The 15,199-nt window shown below is 37.4% G+C and carries 14 protein-coding genes and 1 pseudogene; 2 read left to right on the top strand and 13 right to left on the bottom strand.

Annotated elements, in window-relative coordinates:
- Window positions 1–8 precede the first annotated feature (8 nt).
- Window positions 9–842, bottom strand: coding sequence for an EcsC family protein (locus Y7E_RS0124715; protein WP_017153893.1), 834 nt, complete (start codon window positions 840–842; stop codon window positions 9–11).
- A gap of 109 nt (window positions 843–951) precedes the next feature.
- Between Y7E_RS0124715 and Y7E_RS0124710 the strand changes: the two genes are divergently transcribed.
- Window positions 952–1,389: an NUDIX hydrolase gene (locus Y7E_RS0124710; protein ID WP_017153892.1), complete on the top strand. Its 438-nt coding sequence runs from the start codon at window positions 952–954 to the stop codon at window positions 1,387–1,389.
- A gap of 99 nt (window positions 1,390–1,488) precedes the next feature.
- On the opposite strand, the pseudogene Y7E_RS32220 reads toward Y7E_RS0124710, so the two are convergent.
- The 6 genes and pseudogenes from Y7E_RS32220 to Y7E_RS0124675 form a co-directional block, all read right to left on the bottom strand.
- Window positions 1,489–2,858, bottom strand: a pseudogene (locus tag Y7E_RS32220) (IS1182 family transposase); the annotation flags it as partial.
- Window positions 2,859–2,989: 131 nt separating this feature from the next.
- Window positions 2,990–4,183, bottom strand: a complete 1,194-nt coding sequence (ackA, locus tag Y7E_RS0124695) for an acetate kinase (RefSeq protein ID WP_017153890.1) — start codon at window positions 4,181–4,183, stop codon at window positions 2,990–2,992.
- A 293-nt stretch (window positions 4,184–4,476) separates the two neighbouring features.
- Window positions 4,477–5,466: a class I SAM-dependent methyltransferase gene (locus Y7E_RS0124690; protein WP_017153889.1), complete on the bottom strand. Its 990-nt coding sequence runs from the start codon at window positions 5,464–5,466 to the stop codon at window positions 4,477–4,479.
- Window positions 5,467–5,857: 391 nt separating this feature from the next.
- Complete coding sequence (tpx, locus tag Y7E_RS0124685) at window positions 5,858–6,358, bottom strand: thiol peroxidase (RefSeq protein ID WP_017153888.1); 501 nt, start codon at window positions 6,356–6,358, stop codon at window positions 5,858–5,860.
- A gap of 134 nt (window positions 6,359–6,492) precedes the next feature.
- Window positions 6,493–6,888 (bottom strand): GerW family sporulation protein, encoded by a 396-nt coding sequence (gene ytfJ, locus Y7E_RS0124680; RefSeq protein WP_017153887.1) that lies wholly within the window; start codon window positions 6,886–6,888, stop codon window positions 6,493–6,495.
- Between the two features lie 10 nt (window positions 6,889–6,898).
- Window positions 6,899–7,537, bottom strand: coding sequence for a DUF2953 domain-containing protein (locus tag Y7E_RS0124675; RefSeq protein WP_017153886.1), 639 nt, complete (start codon window positions 7,535–7,537; stop codon window positions 6,899–6,901).
- Window positions 7,538–7,731: 194 nt separating this feature from the next.
- On the opposite strand from Y7E_RS0124675, the gene Y7E_RS0124670 reads away from it, so the two are divergent.
- Entirely contained in the window at window positions 7,732–8,535 is an 804-nt protein-coding gene (locus tag Y7E_RS0124670; RefSeq protein ID WP_017153885.1) for an NAD kinase, read from the top strand.
- 63 nt (window positions 8,536–8,598) lie between these two features.
- Here Y7E_RS0124670 and Y7E_RS0124665 read toward each other — a convergent pair whose 3' ends face one another.
- The 6 genes from Y7E_RS0124665 to Y7E_RS0124640 form a co-directional block, all read right to left on the bottom strand.
- Window positions 8,599–10,161 carry an amidohydrolase gene (locus Y7E_RS0124665; RefSeq protein ID WP_017153884.1) on the bottom strand — a complete coding sequence of 521 codons (1,563 nt, stop codon included), beginning with the start codon at window positions 10,159–10,161 and terminating at the stop codon, window positions 8,599–8,601.
- An 86-nt stretch (window positions 10,162–10,247) separates the two neighbouring features.
- Entirely contained in the window at window positions 10,248–10,679 is a 432-nt protein-coding gene (locus tag Y7E_RS0124660) for a VOC family protein (protein ID WP_017153883.1), read from the bottom strand.
- A 131-nt stretch (window positions 10,680–10,810) separates the two neighbouring features.
- Window positions 10,811–12,397, bottom strand: coding sequence for an acyl-CoA synthetase MbcS (gene mbcS, locus Y7E_RS0124655; RefSeq protein WP_017153882.1), 1,587 nt, complete (start codon window positions 12,395–12,397; stop codon window positions 10,811–10,813).
- Window positions 12,398–12,547: 150 nt separating this feature from the next.
- The gene (locus Y7E_RS0124650) at window positions 12,548–12,745 is read right to left on the bottom strand and encodes an alpha/beta-type small acid-soluble spore protein (protein ID WP_017153881.1); all 198 of its coding nucleotides are present in this window, start codon (window positions 12,743–12,745) and stop codon (window positions 12,548–12,550) included.
- Between the two features lie 79 nt (window positions 12,746–12,824).
- Complete coding sequence (thiI, locus tag Y7E_RS0124645) at window positions 12,825–14,036, bottom strand: tRNA uracil 4-sulfurtransferase ThiI (RefSeq protein ID WP_017153880.1); 1,212 nt, start codon at window positions 14,034–14,036, stop codon at window positions 12,825–12,827.
- A 6-nt stretch (window positions 14,037–14,042) separates the two neighbouring features.
- Window positions 14,043–15,185 carry a cysteine desulfurase family protein gene (locus tag Y7E_RS0124640; RefSeq protein WP_017153879.1) on the bottom strand — a complete coding sequence of 381 codons (1,143 nt, stop codon included), beginning with the start codon at window positions 15,183–15,185 and terminating at the stop codon, window positions 14,043–14,045.
- Window positions 15,186–15,199 lie beyond the last annotated feature (14 nt).

Genomic DNA, 15,199 nt, shown 5'->3' with positions numbered 1-15,199 from the left:
GCTTTTTTTCATGCTCTTTTTTCCTTTTCTAATATGTAACGCACTTGGTAGAACCGGTTTGCAAATTCCGTTACATTCCGCGTTAGACGATAATTCACCGTAGAGCCAATCGCAATCCCTAACACAGGAATACCTTGGAATAGTTTACGACGAAGCGCATAGATGGAAAAAGTCTTCAAAATTTGTTTTAACACAACTTCTGTAGAAGCTGGTTTTAATACTTCTTCTTCCCCTTCGTAAAAGAACGAATCTTCTTGTTCTAGCTCCTGAAGCAAGTTATACCAAGCATATTGCTGGAGTCTTGCTGGCAGCAGGGCCGCATGGAACACTTTTAAAGCAAGCATCATTTCATAGGGCTTGTTCACATCATGACCAAACGATGTTGCAATAAGCTGAACAGCCTTTACATTTAATGCAATCATGACAGGAAAGTCAGCTGTTAATAATAACAAACCACCTACTCCGGTTGCTCCTCCTTGCACGAAAGAATATAAACGATGACGCGCCGTCTGCTGCTCTGCTATGTATGTTAATTGATCGATGGACAATCCTTTCAATTCTTCCAGTTGTTCAATCGATTCATCAAACAACCGCGCCGTTCCTAAAATACGATTTCGTGCATCAAGCTGTGATTGTGAGCTTTGAATCAATGCATGAAGATGGAATAACCATCCGTCTGCTTTCGCAAAAAACTCTTTTCGCTTTTTCTCAGGAACCTTCGCAACTGAGGCATGCAACCACTTATCAAACACCTTTTGAAAATCGGTAGACTCCTGTTCTAACAATTGCCCTTCCCAATTTTTAACCTCTTGTAAAATGGCTTGTTCTCGCTTTGATTCCATCGTAACAACCACCTCGCTCAATTTTTTTCTATTGTAACATATTTCCTCTTTTTCTTTATAAACCTGCTATGCTAAACATATATTTATCCAATATACGGGAGATATGTTTGTGTATCCACGTGCAAAGGCATTCGGAATTATCATTCATTACGAACGAATTCTTGTTCAAGAATACAACATAGAAAACGACATATATTATAGACCACTGGGCGGTTCTATTGAACTTGGAGAAAAATCAAACGACACAGTTATTCGTGAATTCAGAGAAGAAATTAGCGCACAAGTAGAGGTTACAGATTACTTAGGATGTCTTGAAAATATCTTTTACGTAAACGAAGAAATCGGCCATGAGATCATTCAATTGTATTCTCTTCGTTTTGTAGATACATCGCTTTATGAAATCGAAACAATTCCTATTATAGATGAAGAACCAAATGCATATGCAACGTGGATTCCGATTACAGCATTTCTGAATCAAGAAAAAGTATTATATCCAAATGGACTAGCGGAGTTGCTTAGAGCAAAAATAAAAAACGGAATCCAATAGGATTCCCAGAGTGTTGGGAAACCCTTTAGGGTTTCCGACACTCTGGAATTTTTTTAATATTTTAGTGAATGAAAACAATAAAAAGTGATAGAAGCTAGAAAAATAGCCCTTCACCTGACCCTTTTTGGTCAGGTGAAGGGCTATTTTTTTCATGTTTTGGCAAGCTGCGGTGAGATAAGCCTGCATTTGGACAGACTTCAGCCCCCGGAACCGAGCGTATCGATAGCCATGTAGCTCTTTGGCATCCGCGAAGCTTCGTTCAATAGTAGAACAGCGTACCTTATATAGTTTTTTACCTGTACTTGTTAATTTGTTTTTTCGTGCAATATCTTTATACTCTTCCCAAATGTGATGTGTAATGACCTTCTGTTTTTGTTTCTCTGAGAAACATTTGTTACGCAACGGACAAACTGCGCAATCTGTTGGATTAGACTTATATTGGCGATATCCTTCTCGATCGGTTGTCGCATATTCTAAAATACATCCCATTGGACAGGCAAATACATCTGTTTCTTTTTCGTATTTAAATTGGCTTTTTGGTACGTCTTTATTTCTTTTTCCAAACCGGCGATACCCCATCACCATAAATATATTCTGTTCCGATAATTTTTTGCAGATATAACCTGTAAAGTAGCCAGCATCAAGTGCCACTGCTTCTATTTGAAATCCAAACTTATCAACTTGTGCTTGAAGTCGCTCTAAATACGGCTCGGAATCCGCTACATTTCCAGCCGTAATAAATGTATCTGTAATCACATTATATTTCGCATCCGTTGTACGATGATCTAAGAAATGAAAACCGTTCGGTTTTCCATCTCGCATTAAAAAGCCACTATCTGGATCTGTTGTACTTACACGTGTTTTTTTGATTGGGGTATCACGTTCCTTTCTTGGTTTTAATTCTTTTTTCCGTGTTTTTCCCTATCTTTTATAACTGCCGCTTCTAATTCTTCCATATATAATTTAGGGCGCTCTTTTTTTACTTTGTGTACAAATTTATTTTTATTTGCGTTTGCTTTCACATGAGTTGAATCTGTCATCAATGCGCGCCCACCCACCATACGATGTTCCATCGCTTGACGTACAATTTCATTAAAGATTTCTTCAAAAATATTTGTATGAATAAAACGAGTACGACGGTTCCAACTGATTGTGGAGTGGTCTGGTACTGAATCCGATAAAGAAAACCCTAAAAACCAACGATACGCAATATTAGTTTTAATCTCTTTTTCTAATTGACGTTCAGATCGAATACCATAAAAATAGCCAATAAACATCATTTTGAATAAGACGATAGGATGAATAGAAGGGCGACCATTGTTTTCACAATAATAAGGACGTAACTTTTCCTCGATAAAATCAAAATTAATAGTCGCTTCAATTGCACGAAGAAAATGATCTTGTGGAACTAACTCTTCAACAGAAACTGATACACGCTCATCGCGATGATTTTTCAATGCACCCATCATAATAAATCGCTCCTTTTCCTCTTTTTATCATTGTTGACAGATAAAAAAGGGTTCAGACACAAAAATAGGCTGTGGAGCAAACTTTCTCCACAGCCTGGGAATCCAATAGGATTCCGCTTTTTTCAAATATATTAACCAATATTTCCAAGACGTAATACGTCACGAGCAATCATAACTTCTTCGTCAGTTGGAATTACGATAATTTTTACTGGAGAGTGAGGGAAGCTGATGAATGCTTCTTCACCGAATACGTTGTTGCGTTTTGCATCAAAGTATACACCCATAAATTCAAGACCTTCTAATACGCGCTCACGTACGATTGCACTGTTTTCACCGATACCAGCTGTAAAGATGATTGCGTCAACGCCTTTCATACGAGCTGCATAAGAACCGATATATTTATGGATACGGCTTACGAATACGTCTAATGCTACTTTCGCACGATCGTCGCCTTCTTCTTCTTTCGCGATGATGTCACGTAAGTCACTAGAGTATCCAGTAAGACCTAACATACCACTTTTCTTGTTTAATACGTTAACTACTTCTTCTACATTTTGGCCTGTTTTTTCCATGATGTATGGAATTAACGCAGGGTCAATGTTACCAGAACGTGTACCCATTGTTACACCAGCAAGTGGAGTGAAGCCCATAGAAGTATCGATAGATTTTCCGCCTTCTACAGCAGCGATACTTGCACCGTTACCTAAGTGGCAAGAAAGTAAACGTAAGCTTTCAAGTGGGCGACCTAATAATTCAGCCGCACGCTCAGTTACATATTTATGAGAAGTTCCGTGGAAACCGTATTTACGGATGCCATATTTCTCATAGTATTCATATGGTAAGCTGTATAAGAAAGCAGATTCTGGCATTGTTTGATGGAATGCTGTATCGAATACTGCTACTGCTGGTACGTTTGGAAGCACTTCTTGGAACGCTTTAATACCTACAACGTTTGCTGGGTTATGAAGTGGTGCTAAGTCGCTTAAATCTTCGATATCTGCTAATACTTGGTCAGTAATTAAAACAGAATCAGCAAATTTTTCGCCGCCGTGTACTACGCGGTGACCGATACCGCTAATCTCATCAAGAGATTTCACGATTCCGTTTTCAGTTAATTTGTTAAGAAGCATATTAACTGCTACTGCATGATCTGGAATATTTGTAATTTCTTTTTGTTTTTCACCGTTTACAGTAATTGTGAAAATGCTATCTTCTAAACCGATACGTTCTACTAAACCTTTTGTTAATACTGTTTCACTTGGCATTTCAAACAATTGGAATTTTAAGGAAGAGCTTCCTGCATTAATCGCGATGATTTTTGACATCTAGTCTTTCGCCCCTTTTTCTCTTGGTAGTTGTGTGGATTAACCCACAAACCGCTCGATTTTATCTGATTAAATTTACCAAAAATGAAAACGTTTCATTCCTAGTAAATTTTATACTCACGAGTTTAATTTAAACATCGTCCGACATATATTTCAAGTGAAAAAATTGTAACACCAAGAAAAAATATATATTACAGATTTCAAAAAAATTCAGTTTTATCTTGTATATATTAAAAGTAAACACACATGATATAAAAACTGTATTATATCAACCAGTTCATCTGTTACATATTTTATGACTTATGAGTTGCAAACCAAGTATTCAATTGATCCATTATATTCTCCATCGCTTTCATATTGGAAAACTTAGGTAACTCTACTAACAACGCCTGTTTTGGCATCGTTACATTTGGACCTTTCTTTTGGAGAACAAATATACTTTTTGCATTTTTCTCGTTTTTAAACATGGAAACAGGAAGCTGTAATAGTCCTTGAATAAAGCTTGTTTCTTTAATAAACGCATGTAATTTTGGCGCTTGATCACTTTCAAAGATCAAGTTTGGTACTAAGAAGAATAAATATCCTCCTTCTTTTGTATGCTTCACACTTTGTTCAATAAATAAGTGATGCGCATAGGACATTCCTTCATCTGCTTTTAAAGTATATTCACTTGCACCAATTTCGTTTGGATAAAACCCAACTGGTAAATCACAAACAACTGCATCTACTGGGTCAATATAAAGCGGTGCTAGTCCATCTTGATTGAAGAACTCGATTGCTTGCTTTTGTAAATTTGCATTCACTAAAGCAAGTCTAACAAGTAAATCATCCACTTCTACACCAAATCCATTTATCGTTGTCCCTTCTTGAGCACCATTAAAGATTGTCGTCATTAAGTTGCCTGTCCCAATAGCAGGATCTAAAACAACGATTTCTTTTTGATTTTTCATAAATTTATGGAATAAGTAGCTCATAAACATTCCAACTGCATCAGGCGTCATTTCATGATTGGCTTGCACGCCCTCTTTCATTCCCTTTAAAATGGCAAGCTGAAATGCTTTGCGAATTTCCTCGCTTTTATATTTTTCTTCATTAAATTTACTATATTCACGATTCAATCGTTCAATTGTTGATTCAGATAATTCCTCTTGCAGAATCGCTCCTTCAAACAGGTTATCTCCTGTTTCCACAAGCGCTTCTAAATATGTTACATCTAATTCTTTACGTAAAATTACGGTAGAAGAATCAAAAATAGAAAATAATGTTTCTACTGTCTGACTCACAAACATTCCTCCTTCAGTCAATTACACATAACTTATATCATACCATAAAGTGAAACTTTAATCAGTGGGGAGGTTTCTTCATCCTCCACTGATTATTAGCCCTCACCAATCGGGCATTTACGGGCAGTTTATCTCCCAACTAGCTCTTTGTGTTACTGCACCTTGAGGTAGGAGCTTTACTGTCCGTTAATGTGGGGTAATCTAATTTTTTGCCAAAAGAAAAAGCGACCTCTTTTTTTAGAGCTCCCTTTTCAAATTGAAGATGATATCGGCAATTTTTCAAATATATCGACCGTTTCTTCCTATATATCAGCGATTTTTTCAATATATCGGCGGTTCGACAATACACGAGAAAAAACGACCTCCTATAAAGAGGCCGTCTTCATTCGCATTACTTCGCCAATTTTGCTGCTTCTAATGCTGCTTCATAGTTTGGATGGCTTGTACCTTCGCTTACGTATTCTACGTAAACTACTTTGTCATTGCTATCTACTACGAATACTGCACGAGCAAGTAAACGAAGTTCTTTCATTACTACGCCGTAAGCTTCACCGAATGAAAGATCACGGTGGTCAGAAAGTGTTGCTACGTTTTCTAAACCGTTTGCTGCACACCAGCGTTTTTGAGCGAATGGTAAATCAACACTGATTGTTAATACTTTTGCGTTTTCAATACCAGCAGCATCTTGGTTAAAACGACGAGTTTGTGCATCACACACACCTGTATCGATAGATGGTACAACGCTAATTAATTTCACTTCACCTTTGTATGTTTCTAAACTTACTGGAGATAAGTCGTTTGCTAGCACTTGGAAGTTTGGCGCTTGATCGCCAACTTTAACTTCTGTTCCAACTAAAGTAATTGGGTTACCTTTAAAAGTTACGTTTGCCACTTGAAAATCCTCCCTTATTTAAACAAAATATGTACACTGTAAATGATAATTTGTCCCTATTCAGAATGCAAATAAAATCGCTTTATTTACAAAAAAATAAAGAAGCTAATCAATCGATTAGCTTCTTTTCGCTGTTAGATTTCAAATTCTGGTTCATCGCCTTTTCGCTTCTCCATCATTTCCTTCACTTTGTCGACAGCTTGTGGTGCTAACTCAATGATTTTATCCATCACATGTGTCTGTTTATCTAAATGTAATACTTTTACTCCTTCTCCATTTATAACGAGAAAAGCAACCGGGTTAATTGAAACACCACCACCACTACCTCCTCCAAATGGATGACGGCCAGAGCTATCTATTCTTCCAAATTCGCTCCCGCCAGCAGCAAATCCAAAGCTCACTTTAGAAACCGTTAAAATGACGCTTCCATCCGCCGCTTTAATCGGATCACCGATAATTGTATTTACATCAGTCATTTGTTTTAAATGCTGCATCGCAGTTGTCATTAAACCTTGAATTGGATGATCCATTTTATCCCCCTTATGCTTGTGCAGATTTTTCAGCTGCACTAGATCTTTGTTTTCTCATAAACCACAGTATTTTTACTCCTGCCACTGCAGCACGATATATCCGAAAGGATGCTGTTAATTCGCCTTTCGATGCAAATCCTTTCCCTTGAAACACAGGTGTAATTTCGAACTCGGGTATATCAATCACATGCGTATATTGCCCTAAGACCCCAGCGACCATTCCTTTTGTCCCCCATGCATATCCAGTGACAATTCCGGTGCTAGCTGCATCCCCAGTTCCAATTTGTGAATGCCATTTCCACCTATTGATTTTCACTTTTTTAAGAAAATCTTTAATGATAGTATGGATCTCTTGTAGCTTTTTTATCAATTCCCCAATACTATCAAGCTGCGCCATGATTTTATTCTCAATTCCACCATCTTCTTCTGCTTTTTCAATTTTTTGTCCAATCTTTTTTTGCTTTTTTTCTATTCTTTCTAAAATATCAAACGTATAGTGAATCATCCATATTTTCACTTGAAATAAACATTGCTTCTCCATTTCTGAATATAAAAACGTCACTTTAAGCGATAGTTTCGACAATAGTATAAGTAAAACGAGCAAGAGAAGAATTCCAATTCCAATTACAAGCCAATTCATTCCTACCATCCTTTCACTCCACATCCATTATCGACAGGTTCAAACAGTATTAAACAAGTTGCAATAAAATTGAATATAAAAATTCTTCTAAAAATAAAGAGGGATTTTGACATTTTATATCGAAATATACTATTTGAGCATACCATCAGAATTTTTTCTAATGGAGCACAACGCTAAATTTGACTGCAATGGAGGGATACACAATGGCAGATCGTCGCAATTTATTTTTCTTTTATGGTGATGACAAAGCAGCGCTTGTCGAAAAAATGAAGCCAATATATCGTATTTTAGAGGAAAATGGATTTACCATATTAGATCATCCAAAAAATGCAAACGCTATCGTCAGTGTCGGAGATGATGGAACCTTCTTACAAGCCGTTCGTAAAACAGGTTTCAGAGAAGATTGCTTATATGCAGGTGTTTCTACGAAAGATGAAATTTCTTTCTACTGTGATTTCCATATTGACCATGTCGATACAGCCCTTCAAGAAATTACTCAAAATGAAATTGAAGTGCGAAAATACCCAACAATTCAAATAGATGTTGATCATGACACATCTTTCCATTGTTTAAACGAGTTTTCTTTACGCTCTAGCATCATTAAAACATTTGTAGTAGATGTGCACGTTGATGATTTATATTTTGAAACATTTAGAGGGGACGGCTTAGTTATTTCTACACCGACAGGAAGTACAGCTTATAATAAGTCATTGCACGGGGCTGTTGTTGATCCACTCATTCCATGCTTCCAAATAAGCGAACTTGCTTCTTTAAATAACAACACATACCGTACACTTGGATCACCGTTTATTTTAAACCATGAACGTACATTAACATTAAAACTTGCTCCAGACGGTAATGATTATCCTGTTATCGGCATGGATAACGAAGCACTTAGCATTAAGCAAGTTGAAAAAGCAGTCGTACGTTTAAGCGATAAGCAAATTAAAACAGTAAAACTAAAAAACAATTCATTCTGGGAAAAAGTACAGAGAACGTTTTTATAGAAAAAAATGAGTGCCGAGGGATTAATCAGCACTCATTTTTTCTATATTGCAGAAGCGCCGATATTATTTTTGGTAGACCATCTGACCATCTATTATAGTTGCGGCAACTTGTATATTCTTTATTCCCTCTACTTCAATATTAAATATATCGCGGTCCAGTATGGTAAAGTCCGCCTCATATCCTTTTGCAATTTTACCACGCTTGTTTTCTTTTCCAATTGCATATGCACTTCCAGTCGTAACTAAAGAGACAGCTTCAAATACAGATAATATCTCTTCGGGTATGTAACATGTTCCATCAATAAAACTTCGCCGCGTTACTGCACTATAGATTCCTAAAAATGGACTCACTTGTTCAATTGGAGCATCTGATCCACCTGAGCAATTTAGTCCGGCTCCAAGTAATGTTTTCCAAGCATACGCATACCTTAGACGATGCTCTCCTAACTTTTCCATAACTGAGGGGAAATCAGATGAGACAAATACAGGCTGAATATCAATGATAGCCGGCAAGGACTTCATCCGCTCAATTAACTCTTCACGCGCAAGCTGGCAATGAATAATACGATCGCGCAATCCTTCTGCAGGTGGATATAACTCTAGCGCATCAATGACATATTCAAGCGATAGATCACCGATTGTATGAATCGCAACTGGCATATGTAAGTTGCGTGCTTTTTTTACAAGATCGGCTAATTCTTCACGAGAAAAAATTGCTACACCATTTGTTTCTTTAGCGTCTGCATACGGCTCACTTAATAATGCTGTTCTTCCCCCAAAAGAGCCATCTGAAAAAATCTTCATTGCTCCAAATTCAATATAATGCTGATTCTCATGTTCCTTTCGTTCGCTTGCTACCTCATGATGTACAAGTAAATGGGCTTTGAACGGCATTTCTTTTATTACGTGCGAAAACGCATGATATGTTTTTTGAAAGCCACCGTAATAATTTAGGTCTTCTGTATGCCCTCCTACTAGTCCATATTTCCAACAATCTTGAATGGCTGTTTGCAATGCTCTTTGTAAATATGCTTCATTTATTTCCGGCTGCACGTGCTTGATTAAATCTTGCGCCTGTTCATACAACAGCCCTGTTAATTCTCCAGATATTTCGCGGCCAATCTTTCCTCCTTTTGGATCTGGCGTTTCTACTTTTATATTTGATTTTTCTAGTATATAAGAATTCACCCATGTTACATGACGGCAAACCCGTTTTAATAAGATTGGATGTTTTTTCGAAATCGCATCTAAATCACGGACATGGACGCTTTTTGTATCTGTAAAGTTATTTTCATTCCAACCTTCACCAATAATCCATGTATCTTCTGCGGTTTTGTTCACCCGCTCTATAACGAGCTTAAGCATTTCCTGATAAGATGTACATGCAGACAAATCTAACCGAAGTAACTTTTCTCCATGTCCAATGAGATGCATATGACTATCAACAAGACCTGGAATCATAGTTCTTCCCTCTAAATGATGAATCTCCTCAGCCTGATGCCGATTCTCCAGATCCTCTTTGTTTCCTGTATCAAGAATCATTCCATTTTCTACATAAATAGCTTCAACTTTTTCTTTCTCTTCATTCATTGTGTAAATATGTCCGCCATGCCAAATCTCTCCCATCTTCTCAGCCCCTTTTCTTTTTAGTCTACGAAATTGAAGCGTAGAAAAAAAGCACCACTTTAAGTAACATGGTGCTTTTCCCAAAATTAATTATTATTAGCAGGAACTGTTGAAATTTGCCATTCTACGTTAAATTTATCTTTCACCTGTCCATATGCTGGGCTCCAGAAAGTTTCTTGAAGTGGCATTAAAATTTCGCCACCATCTTGTAATTTCTCAAATACTTCTTTTGCTTTTTCTGCATCACTTATTCTAATAGCGACAGTTACTTGCGATCCAATTTCGTACGGTTTACCTGGGAATGTATCAGAAATCATAAGTTCCGTATTACCGACTTTTAAATGTGCATGTAAAATACGGTCTTTCACTTCATCTGGAACAGTAAATTCTGGAGTTTCAGGCATTTCTCCAAACGTTTGAATGATTTCAACTTTTGCATCCAACGCATGTTCATAAAACTTCACTGCTTCTTGTCCATTACCATTCAAAACTAGATATGGGTTAATACCTAAAATCATAAAAGACACCTCTTTTTTTTATTTTTTGATTTTTTACCATACACTTTAATAGAACGTTTGTTCTAGTAGATATTATCATATATTACATACACACGCAACAATCTAATTCATCATTAGAAATGCCACATTTCTTACTTTGAGGCCAGTCCCATCTCTTGTTTTCTAAGTTCAACACGTCTGATTTTTCCGGAAATTGTTTTTGGTAGTTCGTCTACAAATTCAATTTTACGAGGATATTTATAAGGTGCTGTTAATTCTTTAACATGCTCTTGGAGTAAAGGAATTAGTGTGTCTTCTTTTTCTTGCACATTGTCTCTTAAGACGATAAATGCCTTTACGACACTTCCTCGGATTTCATCTGGACTTGCCACAACAGCACATTCTCTTACATACGGATGCTTCACAAGCGCATCTTCAACTTCAAATGGGCCAATTGTGTAACCAGAGCTAATGATAATATCATCACCGCGGCCCTCAAACCAAAAATAACCTTCTTCATCTTTTTTTGCTTTATCGCCTGTAATATAATAATCACCACGGAATTGCATCGCTGTCCGCTCATCATCTTTATAATATTGTTTAAAGAGTGCTGGTGTTTCAATATGAACAGCAATATCTCCCACTTCTCCAACAGATACAGGTTGTCCTTCTTCATTTACAATGTCTACATGATTACCTGGCGTTGGTTTCCCCATGGATCCCGGCTTAATTTCCATTCCTTTCATAACACCAACGAGTAATGTATTTTCTGTTTGTCCATAACCATCCCTGACTGTAACATTAAAATGATTTTGGAATGTTTCTATTACCTCTCGGTTTAGCGGCTCTCCTGCAGATACAGCACTATGTAAAGCTGTTAAATTATACTGCTGTAAGTTCTCTACTTTTGCCATTAAACGGTATTCTGTCGGCGTACAGCAAAGCACATTCACTTTATTATCATCTAATAACTGTAAATATGTTTTCGGTTCAAATTTACCGTGATAGACAAATCCTGTCGCTCCTGAACCAAGCGTCGCTAAGAACGGGCTCCAAATCCACTTTTGCCACCCTGGGCTAGCTGTTGCCCACACAACATCATTCTCCTCGATGCCGAGCCAATTCGGAGCGCTTGTACGTAAATGTGCATACGCCCAAGCATGCGTATGTACAACTCCCTTCGGATTCCCCGTCGTCCCTGATGTATAGGATAAAAAGACCATATCTTCTCGATCTGTCTTTGCGATTGCTAATTCATCACTTTCTGTTTCTAATGCATTTTTTAAATTGACCCACCCATCTACCGACTGCTCGCTAAGCACGAACTTTTGAAGAGATTCCATCATCTCTACATCTTCAAATTGCTGGATATACGGTTCATAACTAACAATTGCTTTTACTTCTCCGTGCTGAATACGATATTCAATATCTTTTTTGCGAAGCATTTCTGAACTTGGAATGACTACAAATCCCGCTTTAATTGCCGCTATATACGTCATATACGCTTCAATTAAACGCGGCATCATAATAAGAAGCTTGTCCCCTTTCTGCAGGCCACTCTTTATAAAAGCGTTTCCAATTTTATTTGCACCTTTTATTAATTCAAGATATGTAACCTCCCGTCTATTCCCTTCGTCATCCTGCCAAATTAAAGCAAGCTTCTCTTTTTCACTTGTATATTTCTCTATCTCTGCAACTAAGTTATAAGACGGTGGCGCTATCAATTCTTCTCTATTCATAATCTAATCCTCCTTTATCTATGCCTCCCTTCTATAATAAAGAATTTTCAGTAAATTTTAAACATACTTCTTTTGACAAATTTTTTAGTTATATGTCGACAAAAAGAAGGAGCGGGAAAACCCGCTCCTTCTAAGCCATCGTATATGGGATTATTTGTGGAAACCGCCTAATTGTTGTTCAGCTAGTGAAACTAGACGTTTTGTAATTTCGCCACCAACAGATCCGTTAGCGCGAGATGTTGAATCAGCTCCAAGTTGAACACCAAACTCTTGAGCGATTTCGTATTTCATTTGGTCTAATGCTGATTCAGCACCAGGAACCGCTAATTTATTTGTGCTTCGTGCCATATGGTATCACCTCCTTGTGAGTATAGAGTGTGATAAACCATAGGACTTCATACATATCTTTTGATGGTAATTTATGGTTTTAGAAAAGATTTTCAAATTGTTCTTCTTCAGCTACTTCTACTGTTTGTAATACCATTTTTTCTGTATTAGCAACAACGGATTCAATAAGTGGTGTAAAGTCATATTTTGATTCAAAGCGATTTGCTTTTTCACGCTTCGGCTTTGTCGCTGGGCTTGCTGGTGTGAATACTGTACAGCAGTCTTCATACGGACGAATCGAAATATCATACGTTCCAATTTCATTTGCAATTTTAATAATTTCTAGTTTATCCATCGTAATAAGCGGGCGAATTATTGGATAGTTTGTAACTTCATTAATCGTATGCATACTATCTAACGTTTGGCTCGCTACTTGTCCAAGACTTTCACCAGTTGTAATCGCAAGTGCATTACGCTCTTCTGCAATGCGCTCTGTAATACGCATCATCATACGGCGCATAACTGTCATAGAATAACTAGATGGAATTTCTTTATTAATTGTTTTTTGTACTTCAGTAAATGGAACAAGGTGAAGTGTCAAACGTTTGCAATACTTCGTTAACTCTTTTGCTAAATCAATTACTTTTTGCTTCGCACGCTCACTTGTGAATGGCGGACTATGGAAGTGAACTGCTTCCACTGATACACCGCGCTTCATTGTTAAGAAAGCAGCTACTGGGCTGTCGATACCACCAGAAAGAAGTACCATTACTTTCCCACCAACACCAACTGGTAATCCGCCTGCTCCCATGCGCTCGTCACACATAATATAGCTATAACCGCTGCGAATTTCTACGCGAACATTCACATCTGGGTTATGAACGTCTACTGTGATGTCTTCTGTATTCTCTAAAATATAGCCACCAATCTCAGGAAGTAACTCCATCGTTTGCATCGGGAAATGTTTATAAGAACGGTGCACTGTAATTTTAAATGTTTTTACATCGCCTTTTACTTGTAAGAAAGCAGCAAGCGCACCTTTTTTAATGTCTTCTAATTCTGATGGCACTTTCATTGCTAAGTTAAACTTATGAATACCAAATACATCTTTTAATCTCTCTGCAATCGCCTCATGATCTTCACCATTTAACTGAATGTACATGCGATCATGTGTCGCATCGATTTTGATATTTGGGAATTTCTTTAATTTAAATTTCACGTTATCTTTTAACGTGTTTACAAACTTGGAACGGTTTTTTCCTTTTGTCGTCATTTCACCGTAACGAACTAAAATATATTCATATGTCATCATATCTCTTTACCTCATCACTTCATATAATTTTGGCAATGTTTCTTTTATAATTCCTTCGAATTGTGTTACTTCTTCTATCGTATTCTCTGGTGCTAAACTAATGCGAATCGCACTTGCTGCTGCAGCATGTGGTACTCCCATTGATACTAACACACGACTCACTTCATTTGCTTTTGAAGAACAAGCTGATTTTGTTGATACATATACGTCACGCTCTTCTAGAGCATGAACCACTACTTCTGGTTTTAAACCAACGAATGACACATTTAAAATATGTGGTGCCGCATACGGAAGCGATGTATTAATTGTTACATCTTCCATTTCCTTAAAGAAACGTACAAGTTCTGCTTGTAACTTCTGTAAGTGGTCTCTCTTTTCTCTCATACGTTCCATTGTCATACGTAGTGCCTTGACCATCGCGACAATACCAGGTAAGTTCTCTGTACCCGAACGATAACGAAGCTCCTGCTGACCACCTGATAAAATCGGATCTAACCTTACGCCGTCACGTACATATAAAAGTCCTGTTCCCTTTACGCTATGAAATTTATGTCCAGATATCGAACAAAGATCAATATGAGAAGCATACAAGTCAAGTGGTACTTTTCCAATTCCTTGCACGTGATCTACATGGAATCTTATTTTCGGATAGTTCGCTAGCAATTCACCAACTTCAGAAATAGGTTGAATCGCCCCTGTTTCATTATTCACATGGATCATTGACAAAAGGATTGTATCCTCACGAAGCGCTTGTTTTACATTTTCTACTGATACAATACCATGTTCGTTTACAGGTAAATAAGTAACATCAAAGCCGAGCCCTTCTAATTGTTTATATGCTTCAAACACAGACGCGTGTTCAATATTTGTTGTAATAATATGTTTACCACGAGAGCGATTCTTCATCGCTATTCCTTTAATCGCAAGGTTATTTCCTTCCGTTCCACCCGATGTGAAAATAATCTCGGAAGGCTTAACATGAAGGAGCTGCGCTGCAATCGTTCTTGATTGTGTTAATAAACGCTCTGCTTCTCCCCCGAGCGAATGAATAGAAGAAGGATTCCCAAAATATTTTCCTGCAACCGTTACATAAGATTGAAGGACTTCTGGATATGGTTTCGTCGTCGCACTATTATCAAAATAGATCATCGTTCTTCCCCTTT

Origin of the sequence: Bacillus bingmayongensis (assembly GCF_000299035.1) — a bacterium.
In the GTDB taxonomy this organism is placed as follows: Bacteria; Bacillota; Bacilli; order Bacillales; family Bacillaceae_G; genus Bacillus_A; species Bacillus_A bingmayongensis.
Note: the sequence above shows the minus strand (reverse complement) of the source record. Positions and strands in the feature narration are given on the sequence as shown.